At 69.6% G+C, this 16,606-nt stretch carries 16 protein-coding genes, 3 pseudogenes and 1 riboswitch; of the genes and pseudogenes, 7 read left to right on the forward strand and 12 right to left on the reverse strand.

Annotated features, from left to right (window positions below; genetic code table 11):
- Positions 1-340 (forward strand): annotated as a pseudogene (locus tag GBN72_RS34410) (hypothetical protein); the annotation flags it as partial.
- Positions 341-444: 104 nt separating this feature from the next.
- Positions 445-1,770, forward strand: coding sequence for a WD40 repeat domain-containing protein (locus GBN72_RS32965; protein ID WP_151775667.1), 1,326 nt, complete (start codon positions 445-447; stop codon positions 1,768-1,770).
- Positions 1,771-2,120: 350 nt separating this feature from the next.
- Here the strand turns inward: GBN72_RS32965 and GBN72_RS32970 are convergent, their stop codons facing one another.
- On the reverse strand, positions 2,121-2,450 hold the full coding sequence (locus tag GBN72_RS32970; RefSeq protein ID WP_151775668.1) for a hypothetical protein: 330 nt from the start codon (positions 2,448-2,450) through the stop codon (positions 2,121-2,123).
- Positions 2,451-2,715: 265 nt separating this feature from the next.
- Between GBN72_RS32970 and GBN72_RS32975 the strand changes: the two genes are divergently transcribed.
- From GBN72_RS32975 to GBN72_RS32985, 3 genes and pseudogenes are all read left to right on the forward strand, one after another.
- The gene (locus GBN72_RS32975; protein WP_151775669.1) at positions 2,716-2,928 is read left to right on the forward strand and encodes a hypothetical protein; all 213 of its coding nucleotides are present in this window, start codon (positions 2,716-2,718) and stop codon (positions 2,926-2,928) included.
- Positions 2,928-4,151, forward strand: a complete 1,224-nt coding sequence (locus GBN72_RS32980; protein ID WP_174887247.1) for a helix-turn-helix domain-containing protein — start codon at positions 2,928-2,930, stop codon at positions 4,149-4,151. Before GBN72_RS32975 ends, GBN72_RS32980 begins: the two co-directional genes overlap by 1 nt.
- Before the next feature lie 326 nt (positions 4,152-4,477).
- Positions 4,478-4,624, forward strand: a pseudogene (locus GBN72_RS32985) (IS5 family transposase); the annotation flags it as partial.
- Positions 4,625-4,634: 10 nt separating this feature from the next.
- Here the strand turns inward: GBN72_RS32985 and GBN72_RS32990 are convergent.
- Positions 4,635-5,156: a hypothetical protein gene (locus GBN72_RS32990; protein WP_151775685.1), complete on the reverse strand. Its 522-nt coding sequence runs from the start codon at positions 5,154-5,156 to the stop codon at positions 4,635-4,637.
- A gap of 151 nt (positions 5,157-5,307) precedes the next feature.
- Between GBN72_RS32990 and GBN72_RS32995 the strand changes: the two genes are divergently transcribed.
- Entirely contained in the window at positions 5,308-5,649 is a 342-nt protein-coding gene (locus GBN72_RS32995; RefSeq protein WP_151775670.1) for a DUF5713 family protein, read from the forward strand.
- Between the two features lie 289 nt (positions 5,650-5,938).
- On the opposite strand, the gene GBN72_RS33000 is transcribed toward GBN72_RS32995, so the two are convergent.
- Positions 5,939-6,433: a PaaI family thioesterase gene (locus tag GBN72_RS33000; protein WP_151775671.1), complete on the reverse strand. Its 495-nt coding sequence runs from the start codon at positions 6,431-6,433 to the stop codon at positions 5,939-5,941.
- A gap of 93 nt (positions 6,434-6,526) precedes the next feature.
- On the opposite strand from GBN72_RS33000, the gene GBN72_RS33005 reads away from it, so the two are divergent.
- Positions 6,527-6,994, forward strand: a complete 468-nt coding sequence (locus GBN72_RS33005) for a winged helix-turn-helix transcriptional regulator (protein ID WP_151775672.1) — start codon at positions 6,527-6,529, stop codon at positions 6,992-6,994.
- Between the two features lie 234 nt (positions 6,995-7,228).
- On the opposite strand, the pseudogene GBN72_RS33010 reads toward GBN72_RS33005, so the two are convergent.
- The 9 genes and pseudogenes from GBN72_RS33010 to GBN72_RS33050 form a co-directional block, all read right to left on the reverse strand.
- Positions 7,229-8,153, reverse strand: a pseudogene (locus tag GBN72_RS33010) (hypothetical protein); the annotation flags it as partial.
- Positions 8,154-8,249: 96 nt separating this feature from the next.
- Entirely contained in the window at positions 8,250-9,038 is a 789-nt protein-coding gene (locus GBN72_RS33015; protein WP_151775673.1) for an ABC transporter ATP-binding protein, read from the reverse strand.
- Entirely contained in the window at positions 9,035-10,114 is a 1,080-nt protein-coding gene (locus GBN72_RS33020; RefSeq protein ID WP_151775686.1) for a FecCD family ABC transporter permease, read from the reverse strand. The genes GBN72_RS33015 and GBN72_RS33020 overlap by 4 nt, the downstream gene beginning before the upstream one ends.
- A 47-nt stretch (positions 10,115-10,161) precedes the next feature.
- Entirely contained in the window at positions 10,162-11,196 is a 1,035-nt protein-coding gene (locus GBN72_RS33025; RefSeq protein WP_151775687.1) for an ABC transporter substrate-binding protein, read from the reverse strand.
- A gap of 42 nt (positions 11,197-11,238) precedes the next feature.
- Positions 11,239-11,419: riboswitch (cobalamin riboswitch) on the reverse strand.
- Positions 11,420-11,473: 54 nt separating this feature from the next.
- Complete coding sequence (locus GBN72_RS33030; protein ID WP_151775674.1) at positions 11,474-12,223, reverse strand: class I SAM-dependent methyltransferase; 750 nt, start codon at positions 12,221-12,223, stop codon at positions 11,474-11,476.
- Positions 12,224-12,229: 6 nt separating this feature from the next.
- A complete protein-coding gene (locus GBN72_RS33035; RefSeq protein WP_246213049.1) occupies positions 12,230-13,468 on the reverse strand; it encodes an MFS transporter in 1,239 nt (412 codons plus the stop codon).
- Entirely contained in the window at positions 13,449-14,708 is a 1,260-nt protein-coding gene (locus tag GBN72_RS33040) for an ATP-grasp domain-containing protein (RefSeq protein ID WP_151775675.1), read from the reverse strand. The genes GBN72_RS33035 and GBN72_RS33040 overlap by 20 nt, the downstream gene beginning before the upstream one ends.
- The gene (locus GBN72_RS33045; RefSeq protein WP_151775676.1) at positions 14,705-15,727 is read right to left on the reverse strand and encodes a cysteine synthase family protein; all 1,023 of its coding nucleotides are present in this window, start codon (positions 15,725-15,727) and stop codon (positions 14,705-14,707) included. The genes GBN72_RS33040 and GBN72_RS33045 overlap by 4 nt, the downstream gene beginning before the upstream one ends.
- Positions 15,724-16,575, reverse strand: coding sequence for a GHMP family kinase ATP-binding protein (locus tag GBN72_RS33050; RefSeq protein WP_151775677.1), 852 nt, complete (start codon positions 16,573-16,575; stop codon positions 15,724-15,726). The genes GBN72_RS33045 and GBN72_RS33050 overlap by 4 nt, the downstream gene beginning before the upstream one ends.
- Positions 16,576-16,606: the final 31 nt, after the last annotated feature.

The raw sequence follows: 16,606 nt of genomic DNA on the forward strand, positions 1-16,606 counted from the left end.
GGGGGCGAACACCGTCGCGGCCCTCGAGGCCGCCCGGGCCCAGCAGGAGCAGATCTACGACTCGCCGGCCCGCATCATCGAGGACGCGCTGCTGTACGACCCGATCCGTGCGGCGAAGCTGCTTCTTCACGAAATCCGGCAGTACGCGAACCGCACCGCTCACCGAGCCCGAAATCGTTCGTCATCCAACAACGACTCCGAGGAACCAGCACCGGCCGAAACGTCCTGTCAGACGGACAGACGGGCTGACCGCCTTCACCGGGGTGACCTCGCACCGCACGCTGATTGCCTGCTTTTTTCCTTACACACCACCGAATTCGCGTTCCTTGACGAAGAATGATCGTTGATGACGCCAAGCGTCGTCTCCTCCGGTCGGTCGAGGGGGCTGCCGGTGCGAAACCACAGGACGTATAGGGGGGTTCTGCCGTGCGCAGAAACAGACGCATGCTCAGCGCCGTGTTCGCCGCGGCGCTCGGTTCCGTGCTGCTGGCGGTACCGGGGGCCACACAGGCGTACGCGGCGACCGGTGTGTCGTTGCCGCTGTACCAGCTCGCCGACATGAAGGTCGACGGGAGCCATCAGAAGATCTTCCTCAGCATGCCGGCCGGAGCGGACGGTCGAGTCGTGGTGACGGACTACGACGGGAACAGCACGTGGCTGGGCGGCCTGCCGGGGGCCGGCGGGTTGGCACTCTCGCCCGACGACCAGACCCTGTACGTGGCGGCGCGGGACATCGACACCATCGTGGCGTTCGACACCGCGACGCTGGCGGAGACCGCGCGGTACCACGTAGGTGATGGCGTGGACCCGTGGGGGGTGGCGGTCGCGGGCGGAAAGCTGTGGTTCGGTTACGGCGTCAGTGGGGACCTCGGCTCGATCGACGTGCACGCCGCTGAGCCGGTCGTCGATCTTGCGCTGGACGGTTCGCTGGACTCCGGGGCGGAACTCGTCACATCCCCCGCCGACCCGAACGTTTTGGTGGTAGGCACCGGCGACCCCAACCGCAACACTCTCACCGTGTACGACGTGAGCAGCGGCTCGCCCGTGATGGCCGAGCGGCGGGTGCTGTCCGGGACCGAGATGAATGGTCTGCGGGACATCGACGTGACACCGGACGGCCGTACGGTCCTGACCGCCGCCCTCATCTCGCCGGGCTACCGGGCCTTCCGCCTCGACGACCTCTCGGACGTGGCGACGCATACGGCCCCCGCCTCCCCGCTGGCCGTCGCCGCCGGACCCGACGGCACGGTGGCGGGGGGCGCCCAGAACACCAGCGCCGACGTACCGGACGTGTCCCTCTACGCTCCGGCAGCCTCGGCTCCGCTGACCGCGGTCGAGTTGGGCGCTGCCGCGCAGAGCCCGGTGGTCCGGGGCCTGGCCTGGGCACCGGACGGGAGTCGACTCTTCGCCGTGACGGGGCAGAGCGGGGTCATGGGACTCCAGTTCCACTCTCTCCAGGCCGACACCACAGTGCCGACCACACTGGCCCTCGACGCGCCGCCAACCAGCAGGAAGGGCCGGACCCTGGCCCTCACCGGCACACTGACCCCCGGGACAGTTCCTGGCACCACGGTCACGGTCACACGCCACGACGCCGCCAACCCTGGAGGCGTCTCCCTGGGCACCGTACCGGTGGCGGCCGACGGCACCTTCACGGCGACCGACGCCCCGGCCAGGCTCGGCGAAGTCCGCTACGTGGTGGCGTTCGACGGCGACCACTGGCACACCGCCTCCTCTGCTGAGGCGACGGTGCAGATCACGCGCAACTGAGCACCGAGGGTCCTCAGGCGGGCCCCGGAGGGTGACATCGGGGCCTGGCGCAACGGACAGGGCTCCCGGCCCGTCGAGAGAGGTGCCCTGCGCCTTGACTCACGAGCCTGGGGGCCCTGTTGCCCACTTCCGCGCCGCCGCCCACTTTGATGCAGGAGGTCCCCATCTGGCTCGCCGGATGCAGCCGCACCAGCCGCTCGGCGAGGGCACCCGGGGACGCCGGAACCTGCTCACAGAGACCCAGATGGATCTCCGCGAGGACCTGTCCGATCTCCTCGGACTCGGCGTCGTACGTGCGCCAGTCCTGATGGAGCAGTGCGGCCAGGTCCTCCACGTCCGTGATGACGTACTCAAACCGTCTCAAGGAGGTCCTGGGACGGCCCCCTCGCGACCATCACGCGGAGCTCCTCGATGATCTCTCGGACGGCTACGACGATGTCGTGCAGGTCCCAGCCGTAGTCGCCCTCGGGGATCAACCGGGACTTGTTGACGAGTTCGTCCAGCGGGCGCAGTTCGGCACGCGTGGCCGCCTTCAGCTGTCCGGCGGCAACCTGCAGCTCGGTGGCGAGACGACGATCCCGGATGGCGTGACGGGCGACCAGGACGTCGAGCCGGTCACGGGTGAGTCCGGCGGCCAGTCGCCGGTACTCGCCCTTGGCCGAGGCGTTGTCAATGTTCACCGGTCCATCCGACAGGCCAACGTCCAGTGCGGCCGACGGAATCCCCGATCTGCCTCGCGAGGGTCCTCCAGCCCATGGCCAGGGGGCCGTCTTGCCCGTCTTGCCCTCACACCCCCTTCCGAGCCCAACTCCCCGAACCCCACGCCCTCCCAAGCAAAGTCGACACGATGCCGACCGACAGTTCGCCATAGTGTCTACCAAGAACACTAAATGACGCTATGTTGTACCGACATCGCCACATCGCCCACCGAGGGAGTTCGCTGCCATGTCTCGCCTGAACGTCGCCGAACTGGCAGCTACTGCCGCCGTGCACATCCAGACCGCCGATGCTGTGCGTCGGGACCCTGCCGTGGTCAAGGCGGCCAAGCAGTTCGCGGAGGACGGCATCCAGGCCATCCGCTCCGGGAAGGTGTTTCTGCGTGAGGTTCAGTGCTCCTGGCGCCGCAACAGCCCCGCCAACTTGGAAGATGGGCACTGATGAACGATTTCAGTGCCGAGGCGATGGGCCAAGTGATCCGCGAGCATCGCCAGTCTCAAACGCCGCCCATGACCCAGGAACAGTTGGCCGAGAAAGCCGAATACGGGAAGGGCGGTGCAGTATCCATCTCCCGCATCGAGCACGGACACATCAGCCCTGGGGAACACAGGCTGGCCGCCATCGCGCTGGCCCTCCATATGACGCCTGGACAACTCGAACAGCAAGCGGAGGACCGCACCAGATCTCTCGCTCGTGAGCGGGGCCAGCGCCCTGTGAAGCTACGTGAGCAGGTCGCGGACACGAAGCGCCGCCATGCCGCAATCACTGAGCGAGCGGCCCAGCGCTCGAAGATCACGCGTGAGCACGCGGAAGCGTTCAACAACGTCCACGATGTCGTCCGCGATGAGTTCTTCATGAAGTTCGTGGAATTGGCCAGAAGCATCAGCGGGGCACCCGAGCCAGCCCAACCGGAGAACGAAGCACTCAGGGACTCGAACGAGATCCCCACGGCCATACGGATCCAGGCCATGTCCGCCGGGATCGCCCATGCCATCCGGGGCGCGGCCACCGGAGGGGCCGCCGGTGCGGTAGTCGGTGGTGCCGCGGCCTACGGCACGTTCGCAGCCGCAGCAATGCTCGGAACGGCTTCCACCGGGACAGCCATCTCCACTCTGACCGGGGCTGCCGCAACCAACGCAGCGCTGGCCGTACTAGGAGGCGGCACGCTGGCCACGGGCGGCGCAGGCATGGCGGGCGGCGCTCTCCTGCTGACAGGCATGGTGGCCGCCCCATTGGCAGCGTTGGCCGCTGCCGGCTTCTACGTCGTCAAGCAGCGTCGCACCCAGAGGGAGGAACAGCGCCTCCGAGCCGAGGTAGAAGTCGCGGAGGCGGCCCTTGATCAGTCACAGCAAGGGTTCGACACGATGATCGACGTGCTGCATCGCGCCACGGACATCATGCGATACGTCGAAGTCCACGGGACGCATGCCCTGGAGAAGTGGAGGATGTGCCTGCCACCCGGGCCCCGCCACTGGGCGTCACTCGAACACGGGGCGCAGGAACGCTACAAAGATTTCCTCACCGTCGCCGGATCCTTCCTCGCTACCAGCCTCATCAACGTCCCTGCCCTCCTCACGGCAGAGTCCGACGATCTACGCTCGATGGACAGGGGCATCGACGAGACCTTGCGGTACGCAGACAAGACCATCAAGTCGATCGTCTGACCGTCAGGTCGGGTCCGGGCTGAGGTTGGCCCCGAGCCCAACACTCGACGTCGGCACTCATTGCCTGTCAGAGTCGCGCGGGATCCCTCCTCTCCCCTTGCGCTGACGCCGTCTCTCTTCGAGCGCCAGATCCGAGTCGGGAGCAATGTCTGCGGCGTCTTCTCGCATGCGTGGGCGAGGGAGCCACGTACTTCACCAACCACGGCCATGCCGAGGAGGGGAAGGACGCGGACTTCCTGGCAACGGCGTTCCACGCCGATGTCGTCGCCGGACCGACCCTCGACATCTGCCTCATCGGAGTGACGGATCAGAGGCTCCTCGTCCGTGATCCGGTCGACTACCGCGAGCGCCACGCGGTGGAGTGCGGGATCAACCGCCTCAAGAGACACCGTGCCGTCGCCACGCGATACGACAAGCTCGCCGTCCGCTGCGAGGCGACCGTCCTCACGGCGGCCATCGACGAGTGGCTGTGACCCTTGGCCGTCACGCGCTGGTATCGACGTTCCATGCCGCGGGCAGATCGCTGCCGCAGAAGACGCAGACGAAGTGGTCCTCACGCACGATGTTGTGCTCCTGGCAGTCGGGGCATCGCCGGAACACCACCTCGTGGGTGAAGCCGGAGGGCCGCCGGAGTCCAACAGAGTCCAGAGCACGGGCGACCTCCGCCCAGGACGTGACGTCCGGGCAGTACCCGGTGGACTGGTTGCTGACCTCGCTCACGGTCCACCGGTCCGCCTCGCGCCCGAAGCTGATCTCGCCGGCACTCAGAACCCGTTCTCCACCGGCACAGGCCACGTGCTCGCTTCGCCGCGGCGCCAGCCCAAGCACACCATCCACGCCGACCACGAAGGTGAACGGTTCGGCCAACTCCGCCATCGACTGCTCCACGATCCAGCCGTCGAAGTCAGCCGCCGAGGCGATCCGACGCCCGCCGACACCGGGACGGACCGCAACCTTCAGCCCGACCGGCCCGACATATCGATAACCCCGCCCCTGCCCACTCACGTCAGCCAACCTGGAGCACTTTCGACGTACGTCCTCGGTCCTGTTGTGAAAGTGCTGGTCACGAGGGGCTTGGCGTCCAGGGGCGGCGTCGTTGTCGGTGGTGGCGTGCATGATCGGCGTGTCAATTCTTTCACGGGGACGGGAAAACGCCATGCCGATCACGAACCAGCAGGCCGCGGAGCATGTGTTCCTGCGGCAGATGTACGCGGACCCGTACTACCCGGATCACGTCGTCGACCGGGGCAGGGCAATCCTGGTGCGGCTGTGCGAGCGGATCGAGGCCGAGCAGCCGTCGAGTCTGGAGGCGCTGTATGCGCACACCCAGGCCGCAACGGAGGAGTTCAACCGTCTGGAAGCGGAGTTCGAGGCAGCCGGCAGTGAGATCGAGACGGTTGCGCGCGAGGTGATCGCCGAGGACTTCTGGTGTGTCGCGTCGGCATACGGGTTCACCGACGCGGACGTGGAGGAACTGATAGCCACCCGGGACTGGTGAGCGACGACCGAAAGGCCATCTGCCGGTCAGCGCCATTCGTCAAGGGCTGCGATCTGCACGGTCGCCTCGAATCGGACGGCGAGCGTCGCGTTTCGTGGCGACCGCGCGAGGGCGACTGAGACGGCCGATGCCGCAATCCACCGCGTGGCGCTCCTTGTGACCGACTTTGTCGATCCTGGACCGGACAGCTGCGCCACACCCGCCGTTTCGGCCGCCGCGCCGCGCGGCATCCGGGCGCGGCATCCGGCGCGGCCGCGGCTCCGGAGCCGTCCGGCTGTCGTTCCGCGTCTCAGGAGGCAGGCAGCGGAAAGAGCAGGCACGTACTGGTGGCGTGAGCGAGCACTCGGTCGGCAGCATCGAGCAACTGGGCCTGTGCCAGGGCTGTCTGACGGCCGCTGTGTACGACCGTGCCGACGGCGCGGACACGACCGGTGTCCACAGTGATCTTACGCAGGAACTTCACGTTCAGATCGAGTGAGGTGTAGCCCGTCTCGGGCGGCAGGGTCGAATGGACCGCACAGCCGGCCGCCGAGTCGAGCAGCGTCGCGAAGATACCGCCGTGCACGCTGCCGATGGGGTTGTAGTGCTCCTCGCCGGGGGTCATCGAGAAGACCACATGCCCCTTCTCCACCTCGTCGAGGGTGAAGCCGACGGTGGAACTCACGGGCGCCGCGGGAAGACGGCCGGCTTGCAGGTCGCGCAGCAGGTCCAGCCCCGAGCTGCGGCCGATGGAGGCGGCCAGAGGGGCGGGGTCCTCCCACTCGTACGTACGCGTTCGTCCCACGACTTGGATCCTCCTCGGCAAGCTTCTGATTTCGAAGCTAGCGCCCATGTCCTCTGACTGTCAATCACGAAGTCAGACCCCTACGATGGAGGAATGGAGTGGCTTGAGACGAGCACGGAGAACTGTCCGGTCCAGCTCACCCTCGGCGTAGTGGGTGAGAAGTGGTCGCTGCTCATCCTGCGCGACGCCTGCAACGGAGTACGGCGCTTCGACGACTTCCGCCGCCACATCGGCCTCTCGGAGGCAGTCCTCAGCGATCGCCTGCGGAAGCTGACCGCAGCAGGCATCCTCAGGGCCACACCGTACCGACAGCCGGGCAGCCGCTCACGCAACGAGTACCGCGTGACCCGCAAGGGCTGGGACCTGTGGCCCGTTCTGGTCGCGCTCAAGCAATGGGGAGAGACGCACTTGGGGGACGAGTCGGCGTCGGTTCTCGACCTCCGGCATGAGCGGTGCGGCGCGCCGGTGTCCCTGGTGGCTCAGTGCGGAGCAGGCCATATCGGGCTTACTCCCGGCGAGGTCGTCGCCACGCCGGGCCCGGCAGCCCGGCTCCGCTCCTGACGACGCGGCCCCTCGGTCGCCACTGACGTGACGGCAGCGGATCACGGATGCCGAGCGCGTCGTGGACACGCCGCCCCGTTCGCGCCCACGACGAGCTGCGGCAAACCGCAGCCGAGTTCCCGGACACGCCGTCCTCCTCGCCGAGGGAGCCCGGGACGAGGCGGACTACCGCTCCCACCGCCGCGGCGCAGGCCGCCGCAGCGCAGGCTGCGGCGGCGAGGGCACAGTCCGGAGTCAGTGTCCGGCGACGACGCCCGAGAGCTCGTTGGTGCTCTTCGGCAGGGTGACGGAGGCGATCTTCTTCCCCGTCTCCAGGTCGACGGCGTGCAGCGCCTTTCTGCTGGGCTCGGAGACGTAGGCGACGTGTCCGCGGACGAACAGGGTGGTCTCGTCCACGACGTGGAGGGCGCCGTCGGTGCCGAGGACCAGGGCCTCCCCGTGCGGGCCGCGGGCCGGCGAGCGGAAGGGGTAGCTGGTGCCCAGCTCGACCAGGCGCAGCTTCTTCTTCTCGGTGTCGATGAGGGAGACGCGGGTGGGCCGTTCCAGCTCGGCCTCGGGGTCGGTCTTGTAGTCGCCCAGGAGGACCGGTGAGGTGTCGCTGCCGGCCTGGTTGCCGATGCGGCCGTAGTCGTCGGGGGCGTCCATCTTGGTGAACTCGCCGTCCTTGTGGAGCAGGATGCCGTCCTCGCAGCCGAGGCCGACGGCTTCGTTCCGGGCGGCCGCCTCGCCGTGGACGCCGGGGCAGTCCTCGTTGCGCGCGATCTCCTTGTTGTTCTTGTCCGGCGCCAGCGCGCCGGTGTGCTTCTCCTCGGCGCCCAGGGTGCTCACGAGTGTGCCGTCGGCCAGTTCGACAGCGACACCCTCTTCCCGGCGTGGCGTACGACATGGCCGGGCTTGGCTCCCTGGTACTCGATATCGGTGAGCGCCTGGCCGGTGGCGTCCAGGATGCGGAAGCCGTTGTCGGTGGAGACGATGATGTGGTCCTCGTCACCGGCCGGGTTGACCCGGTTGAAGCCGGGCAGTTCCGTGGTTAGGGCGAGCTTCGGACTCTCGCCGTCCAGGGTGTGCAGGCCGCCGTCGAACGTGCGACCAGCGGGTCCTTGACCGCCACCGCGGGCCGGGCGCTCGCGCCTCCGTCGGCCTTGGCATCGGTGGCGGACCACCTGGGCCAGACCGAACGACTGTGCCTGGAAGCGCCGGTGAGCGCTCCGCCCGGTCGGGACCACGGTGGTGACGGCCACCCACGGCGGCCGGTTCAGGTCGACGTCGGCAGGAAGGTCACCTGTGGCGCGCCCGTGCGTGGATGAACGGTCACCTCGGTCGCCACGCTGTAGACGCTTGCCAGCAGTTCGGGAGTGAGGACCTCGGCGGGCGGGCCCGAGGCGGTGACCTCGCCGTCGAGCAGTACATAGAGGCGGTCGCAGTAGTACGCGGCGAGGTTGAGGTCGTGGAGGGCGACCAGCACCGTGGCGGACAGCCGCCGAAGGGCGCCGAGAACGTCCAGCTGGTGGCGGATGTCGAGGTGGTTGGTGGGCTCGTCCAGGACCAGGAGGGAGGGCTGCTGGGCGAGTGCGCGGGCGATGAGGACGCGTTGGCGTTCGCCGCCGGAGAGCTGGTCGAAGGGCCGGTGGGCCAGACCGGTGGCGTTCACCTCGGCGAGCGCCGACCGGATCAGGGCGTCGTCCTCGAGGGTGTCTCCGTCGAGGAGCCGCTTGTGCGGGGTGCGGCCCATTGCGACGACCTCACGCACGGTCAGGTCGAAGCCGGCGTTCGGTTCCTGCACCACGGCCGCCACCGTCCGGGCCAGGCGCCGGGCAGACATCGACCAGACGTCGGCGCCGTCCACGTCCACCCTGCCGGAAGCGGGGCGCAGGACTCGGTAGACAGCGCGCAGCAGACTGGACTTGCCGCTGCCGTTCGGCCCGACCAGACCGACGACCTCGCCGGTCCGGGCCGTCAGCGAGACGTCCTCGACCAAGCGGTGTGCGCCGGCGATGAGACTGACGCCGTCGACGACGAGTTCCGTGCCGGACGCGCCGGTCATGATTCTCCTCGGTCGGTGGATCGCCGTGCGTCGCGGCGCAGCAGCCACAGGAAGAACGGGCCGCCGCAGAGAGCCGTCAGCACGCCGACGGGTATCTCCGTGGGCGCGGCGACCACGCGTGCGGCGATGTCGGCCCAGATCAGGAAGACCGCTCCGCCGAGCGCCGCCGTGGGCAGCACCCGGCGGTGGTCGCCACCGACCACGAGGCGGACGATGTGCGGAAGGATGAGGCCGACGAAGCCGATCGGCCCGGCCGCCGCGACCAGGACGCCGGTCACGAGGGAGAGCAGGACGAACATGCGGGCCCGGAAGCGGGCCACGTCCAGCCCCATGGTGGTCGCTGCCTCCTCGCCGGCGAGGAGCAGGTTCAGGTTCCGGGCCTGGATCATGAGGACGCCGATGCCCAGCAGCAGCGCGGCGCCGGGCAGCCACAGGGTGCTCCAGTTGACGCCGCCGAGGCCGCCGAGGGTCCAGGCGAGGACCGCACGGGCCTCGTTGCCCCGGTCGGTGGTGAGCAGCAGCAGGTCCAGGATCGCGGTGAGCACCGCGGCGATGGCGACCCCGGACAGCACCAGCCGCGACGAGGTGATCCGCCCTCCGGTGCGCGCGGTGGCGTAGACGAGCGCCAGCGCGCCGAGAGCGCCCGCGAACGCCGCGGCCGACAGCGACACCTGCCCGAGGACGTTCACCCCGCCCACGATCACGGCGACGGCGCCCAGCGAGGCGCCGGAGGAGACGCCGAGCAGGTAGGGCTCGGCGAGCAGGTTGCGGATCAACGCCTGCAGGGCGGTGCCCACCACCGCGAGTCCGGCGCCCGCCACCGCGCCGAGCAGCACCCGCGGCGCACGCACGTCCAGCACGATCGTCTCCCGTGCACCGGACCAGTCGGGGGTCGACCACCCGAAGCCCAGCGCGTGCGACACGATGCCCCACACCTGCCCGGGCGGCACCCGCACCGAGCCGATGGCCAGGCCCGCCGTGACCGAGACGACCAGCAGAACGGCCAAGGCGAGCAGAGTGAAGGCGAGACCCGGCGAGCCTGCCTGCCTTGCGCCACCACGCCGTGACGTGCGCACGGACCGCTCGGCGCCGGCACCGGTTTCGGCGCCGGCGGCCGAGGCCGTCACGTGAAGCTCTTGGGGTGGATGCCGCGGGCCAGGTCCTCCACCGCGTGGGCGGACCGCACTCCGACCAGTGTGGCTGTCAGCGGCAGGACGACGAACCGCTCGTTCCTGATGGCCGGCACGTCCTTGAGGGCGGGCTGCGCCAGGAGGAACTCCTTCTTCGTCTCGACGCTGCCCGCGCCCGCGTAGTCGTAGATCGCGATGACCTCCGGCCTGCGCTCGACGACCTGCTCCCAGGAGACGTCGCCGAAGACGTCGTCGAGGTCGGCGAAGACGTTCTCGCCGCCGGCCAGTCGGATCAGTTCGGTGCCGAGGCTCTTGCCGCCCGCGGTGAACGCGCTCTTGTCGCCGCTGTCGTACACGAAGACCGAGGTCTCGGGGGCTTCCTCCACGGCGGCGGACGCCTTCTCGACCCGCGCCCGGAGGTCGGAGACCAGTGTCTCCGCCCGGTCGGACACCCCGAAGATCTCACCGACGGTGCGGATCTCCTCGTAGGTGTCCTCCATCGTCACCTGCTTCTCGCCGCAGTACTCGCGGTTGAGGTGGGTGTCGATGCCGGCGTCGGCGAACGCCTTGCGGGAACGGCCCTCGTTCTCGGCGAAGGCGCTGCCGTAGCCGCCGTACACGAGGTCCGGCTCGGCCTCGAGCACCGTCTCGAACGACGGCTCCTTCTCCGCCAGTTCCTTGATCGATGCGAAGTCCGCCCGCAACTCCGGCAGGACGGCGGAGTCGGGGAACGCGGTGCCCACCATGCGGTCCTTCAGACCGAGGGAGAGCATGAGTTCCGCCGGGTGCTGGTGGATGGTCACGACGCGGGACGGCGGCTCCTCGTACGTCGTCCGCACGCCGCAGTTGTCGACGGTGAGGGGGAAACCGTCGGCCGACGACGTGGTGTCCTCGGGGTCGTGGCCGGTGGCGGGCTGCGACGATCCGCAGCCGGCCGTCAGCAGGACAGCCGACAGGGCGAGTGCCGCGGCCGTGGTGCGCGAGGCATGGTGCCTGCGCGAGGGGATGTGCTGGGCGGGTCGGGGCATGCCGACGTACACGTTGAGCCTCCTGGGGAGTCCGCGCTCCTCAAAACGGGCCCGCGACAGGCCAGTGTCCTGACTCCCGGATCGGCGCTTCTCCCCTGCCTTCCCACGCGCTGCGCGGTGGCCTGTCGAAGGGTGCACTCCCCGGTCACAGTGGCGGGACCGTGCCGGATTCGCACCGGCTTCCTGTCTCCCGTCGCGGCGATGACCCGCTGATCCTACGATCCGTCGAGTCTGGCGCGCAAAGGACAGTGACCCTGCCCGCGCGCCCGCTCCTGGGTCAGGCCTCCCGCACCGCCCGCAGCACCAGCCGTTCGGCGTTCTGGTCGTAGGGGCGTCCGTCGAAGCCGCCGAAGACCTCGACCCGGCCGAACCCCGCCTCCTCCACCATCCGGCGCAACTCCACCGCGCTGTAGACGAACCACACCAGGGCGGCCCGTGTCACCCGCTCGCCCCGCACCAGGACCCAGTCGCTGCGCAGCCGGGCCCAGTCGTCCAGCACGGTGTCGGTCTGCACCATCAGGTCCTCGCCCCGCTGCACCACCTTGGGCGGGGTGACCTTGCGCGCGAGGAGTTCCTTGCCGGCGAGGTCCAGGACGAGGGTGCCGCCGGGGGCGAGACAGGTGTGCATGGTGCGCAGCACGCGGGCGTTGTCGGCGGGGTCCTCGAAGTAGCCGAACGAGGTGAACATGTTGAGCACGACGTCGAAGGCGCCCGGCGCCTCGTACCGGCGGGCGTCGGCCCGTACGTACGTGACCTCGGTGCCCGCCTCGGCCGTGCGCTTGCGTGCCCGGTCGAGCATGGCCGAGCTCAGGTCCACCCCGGTCACCTCGTGGCCGCGGCGGGCGAGCGGCACCGTGAACACGCCGGGGCCGCAGCACAGGTCCAGCACCCGGGCCCCGGTGGGGAAGGACAGCAGAGGGGAGGTGGCGAGGAGTTCCTCGGCCTGGGTATGGCGTTGTTCGGAGAAGAGGAAGTCGTGGAACTCGGTCCAGAAGTCTTCGTCCTGGAATCCGCTCGTCCGTGTCATGGGGTCTCACAGCTCCTTCGGGTTCGTCGTGAGGTGCGGTTGTTCCGCTGTCCTGTTGCGCAGCGCCAGCAGCGTCGGAGGCAGCAGCAGGCACTGCGCGGCTGCCACCAGCCAGAACCAGCTGGTGTGCCCCGTTTCCGCGGTGAGGCCGTAGAGTTGCCCGCCCAGCACTCCGCTCGCGCAGGCACCCATCCCCGCGGCGAGCCGCTGCTGGCCGAAGACCACCGCGTCCGATCGCCGGCTGTGACGCAAGGCCTCCAGGTCGTTCTTGAGGAACAGGACGATGTCGCCCAGGGTGATCAGCGTTCCTCCCGCCAGCAGCGCCGGCCGGGTGCCGATCGCCAGGACGGCCAGTCCGGCTCCCAGGCCGGTGAAGCCGAGCGTGAGGGCTGTGGTGTACGGCATGCGCCGGATCGCACCGGACGCAAGGGGCTGAACGACGATGACCAACGCGAAGCAGAGCAGCAGGACCAGGCTGTAGAACGTGCTGGAGGCCCGCTCGACGGCGTACACCGCCAGGTAGTGCTGGAAGTGGAAGTAGAGGTAGAAGGCGAGCGCGTTGGCGGCGAACGGCAGGGGCGCCACCCCGGCCAGCAGGCCCTGCCCCATCCCCTGCGGGTCCGGCTCGCGCACCCCGGGTTCGGCCGGGAGCCGGAAGTGGCCCGCGGTGACCAGGACGAAAAGAGCCGTAACGGCCACGAACAGCAGGCCGGGAGAGGACAGCACGAACGGCCCGGCCACGAGCGGGCCCACCGCCATGCCGGCGTTGAGGGCGGCGTTGCCCGCCGACAGGAACGCCGGGCGGCGGTCGTCGTCCACCCCGTGCACGAGGTACGCCTTGTTGGCGGGCAGGTACAGCGCGGCGCCGCAACACGTGAGGACCAGCGCTCCGACGGCGAGGGGCGGCCAGCGCAGGGCCAGCAGAAAACCGAGGAAGCCGGCCGTCCGGACGAGCAGCGCCCACACCATCGTCCGGCGCAGGCCGATCCGGTCGGCCAGCGCCCCGCCCACGATGCCCCCGGAGAACTGCACGAGGGACGCCACGGCCAGCACGACGCCCACCGTGCCGAGCCCCATCCCGAGCCGTTCGTGCAGGAACACCGACATGAACGGCAGGACCATGAAACTGCCGAGCGGGATCAGGAACGAACTGAGCAGCAGGAAGCGCAGCGGGCCGTCGAGCGTGGACAGGACGGCCCGCGGACTCGCGCCGCCGGGTGCGCCTTCACGCACCGTACGCCTCACGGTCGGTCTCCCGTGGCGGCGGCAACGGCTCGGTGAGCACGGTCAGGGCGTTCGCGGCGGCCACGGCATGGTGTGTGGCCAGTTCCGCGGTCTCGGCCTCCGCGTAGACGATGCCGGCATAGCCGCGACTGTCGCCCAGGTGCTCGACGGTGTCGCCGGCCGACTTGACCGGATACCAGGCGGGCGTGCCCGGCATGTCCTCCAGCCGCTCCAGCCCGGCGACTCCGGTGAACACCCCGGGCTCGGCCGGGTAGCCGAGGACGAAGGCGACGGCCGGTCCTCCGGGCAGGTCCGCGTCCATCAGCCCAGGGCGGCGACCGAGCGCCGACTCGGCCATCGCCTCGTACACGTTGACGCCGAGCGCCCGGCACATGCCCTCTCCGACCAGGGCGCCTCCGATCCGGGGGTTGATCTCGACGATTTCCGGGCCGCCGGTGGTCGATACGAACTCCACGTGGGCGAAGCGGTCGGTGTAGCCGATCGCTGCGAGCACCTCGTCCAGCCACCGCTCCAGCTGGGCGCGCCGCGCCTCGGGGAAGGCGACGGGGAACGCGGTGATCTCCTCCCGGAAGTGCGGTTCCGGTGACATCAGCCGGCTGGAGACGCCCAGCAGCCGGGTCCGGCCCGCCCAGCTGATGGTCTCGGCGCTGTAGACCGGCCCGCTGAAGTACGGCTCGGCGAACAGCCGCCCCTTCAGCTCCCGTTCGGCCGCCTCGCCCAGGGCCGCGTCCAGCTCCTTCCCGGTCCGCACCAGCCAGACGTTCTGGCTTCCCGTGCCCGCCGTGTCCTTGAGGACGGCGGGCAGACCGACCTCCTTCAGCAGCAGCTCATGCTGCTCCGTGCCGGGGCCCGTGACTTCGACGGCTCGTCCGCGCGTCAGCCCGGCGTCGTGCAGGCGGTTGCGGACGGCCGCCTTGTCCCGTGTCAGCCGCAGCACGGCCGGATCGAGCCCCGGCAGACCGAGACGGTCCGCGAGTTCCGCGCCCACCAGCGTCCAGGTGTCGGTCGAACTGATCAGGCCGCGCAGCCCTGCGGTCCGGTGCAGCAGGTCCGCCACCCGCTCCACGTCGAAGGTGTCCATCTCCACGACGTCGAGGGCGTCGTCCGGCAGCCGCCGCAGCTCGTAGGTGTAGTAGGAGCGGTCCCGCGTGAGCAGGATCAAGCGCTCGCCGAGCGCGTCGGCGGCGCGCACCAGGTGCCCGAGGCCGAAGGTGAGTGCTTCGAGACAGGCGATGCTCATGCCGCCCGCTCCTTCCGTCGTGTCGGGCCGGCGGTGCGCCGCCAGGCCGCGGTGGACCACGGCATGGACATCTCCTCGGGGCCGGAGACCTCGGCCGGTTTCAGCGCTGCGGGATCCAGTGCCTCCGCGTGCCGGGCGAAGACCCGCTCGACATAGCGGTGTCCGGTGTCGGCTCCGATCACCAGGTGTAATCGGTCGGGATGGCGGCGGGTCTCGTACGTGGCGGCCAGGTATCCGGCGCCGGTGGACAGGCCGGCGAACACGGCGTGGTCGCGCAGCAGGGCGATCGTGCCGGACATGGCGTGGGTGAAGTCCAGCCAGTGGACGGCGTCGTAGAGATGGTGGCGGACGTTGTCGAAGACGATCGAGGACCCGATGCCGGCGATGATCGCCTCCGGGTCGTCGTGGTCCTGGCTGCCGAAGGTGACGCTGCCGAACGGCTGGACACCCACCAGCCGCACCGAGGGGTCCGTGGCACGCAGGCGTTCCACGATGCCGCCCGTCGACGCCCCCGATCCCACGCCGCCGACGACGGTCAGTTCGGTGTCCGGGAACGCGGTCGTGATCCGGTCGGCGACCTCCCGGTACCCGAGGTAGTGGACGTCGTCGTGATACTGGCGCATCCAGTGCCGGTCCGGGTGTGCGGCGAGGATCTCCTTCACCCGCCGTACCCGTAACTCCTGGTCCAGTTTGAGGTTCTTGGACGGTCTGACCTGTTCCACGGTCGCGCCGAGGATCTCCAGCTGGGCCCGGGTGGTGGTGTCCACGGTGGTCGACGCGACGATGTGGCAGCGCATCCCGTAGCGGTGACAGGCCAGCGCCAGGGCATAGGCGTAGATGCCGCTGGAACTGTCGATCAGGGTCTGCCCCGGGCGGATCGTGCCCCGCTCCAGAAGGTGACGGACCGCGGCCAGCGCCGAGTAGATCTTCATGGACTCGAACCGGACCAGGACGAGGCCGTCGGCCAGGCGGACCAGGTCGGGGACCTTCAGAGCGTCCGCGATGTGGGGGTGGATCATCCGTAACCTCCTTGGACGAAGGAACACTGATGGCCTTGTGAGCGGAAGAACGCGGAGACGTCCGCCTTCACGTCGGGGCCGGGGCGGCTGCGGAAGAGGTAGCCGATCACCCGGCCCGTGTGGGCGACGAAAACGCCGTCGGCGCCGAACCGTTCGCGTCGGGCGAGCAGGGCGTCGAAGGTCGCCTTGGGCAGGACCGCCTGGGAGAGGACGGCACTGGTGGTGGCCGCGCGGGCGGTGACGACCGGGTCGCGGGAGGCGAACCCCTTGAGGAGTTCGGCCAGGCACCGCTCGTACTCCTCGCCCCGTCTGCGGTAGTGCTCCACGAGCTCGCCCGTGACGGCGGTGGTGTCCACGGTCCCGGGCTCGGTGACGTAGGCGGTGTGGAATCCGAGGTCCGTGCCCAGCCGCCTCACCACCTGGTGCCGGCCGCTGAGGTGGAGGGCGAACTCGTCGAGGAAGACGCTGTCGGAGCGTTCGATCGCCGACAGGATGCCGAGGACGACGTCCAGGTCGTAGGGCAGTCCGAAGACCCTGAACAGGCAGCGCAGGGTCGCCACGATGTCGGCGGTCGAGCTCGCCATGCCCACGCCCACCCTCAGTTCCGAGTGGGCGCTCCAGCGGCCCGGCGGCAGCGTGAGACCGAAGTGCCGCAGGAAGAGGCCGGCCGCCGTGGCGGACTTCTCCCCGAGGGGCAACGGGCTCGGCGGGTCCGCCCCGGGGGTGAAGTGCACCCAGGAGTGCCGGTCCACGGGAAAGGACACCACGGCGATGTCCGGCTCGGGTCCCGCCCGCAGCGGCCCCTGGTACAGCTCGCCCAGGGTGCCCTGGCAGACTCCGGACACCATGGTCCCGGGCGGGTGCCTGGGTGGGGGGTGT

The organism is Streptomyces abyssomicinicus (assembly GCF_008974245.1).
Classification (GTDB): Bacteria; Actinomycetota; Actinomycetes; order Streptomycetales; family Streptomycetaceae; genus Streptomyces; species Streptomyces abyssomicinicus.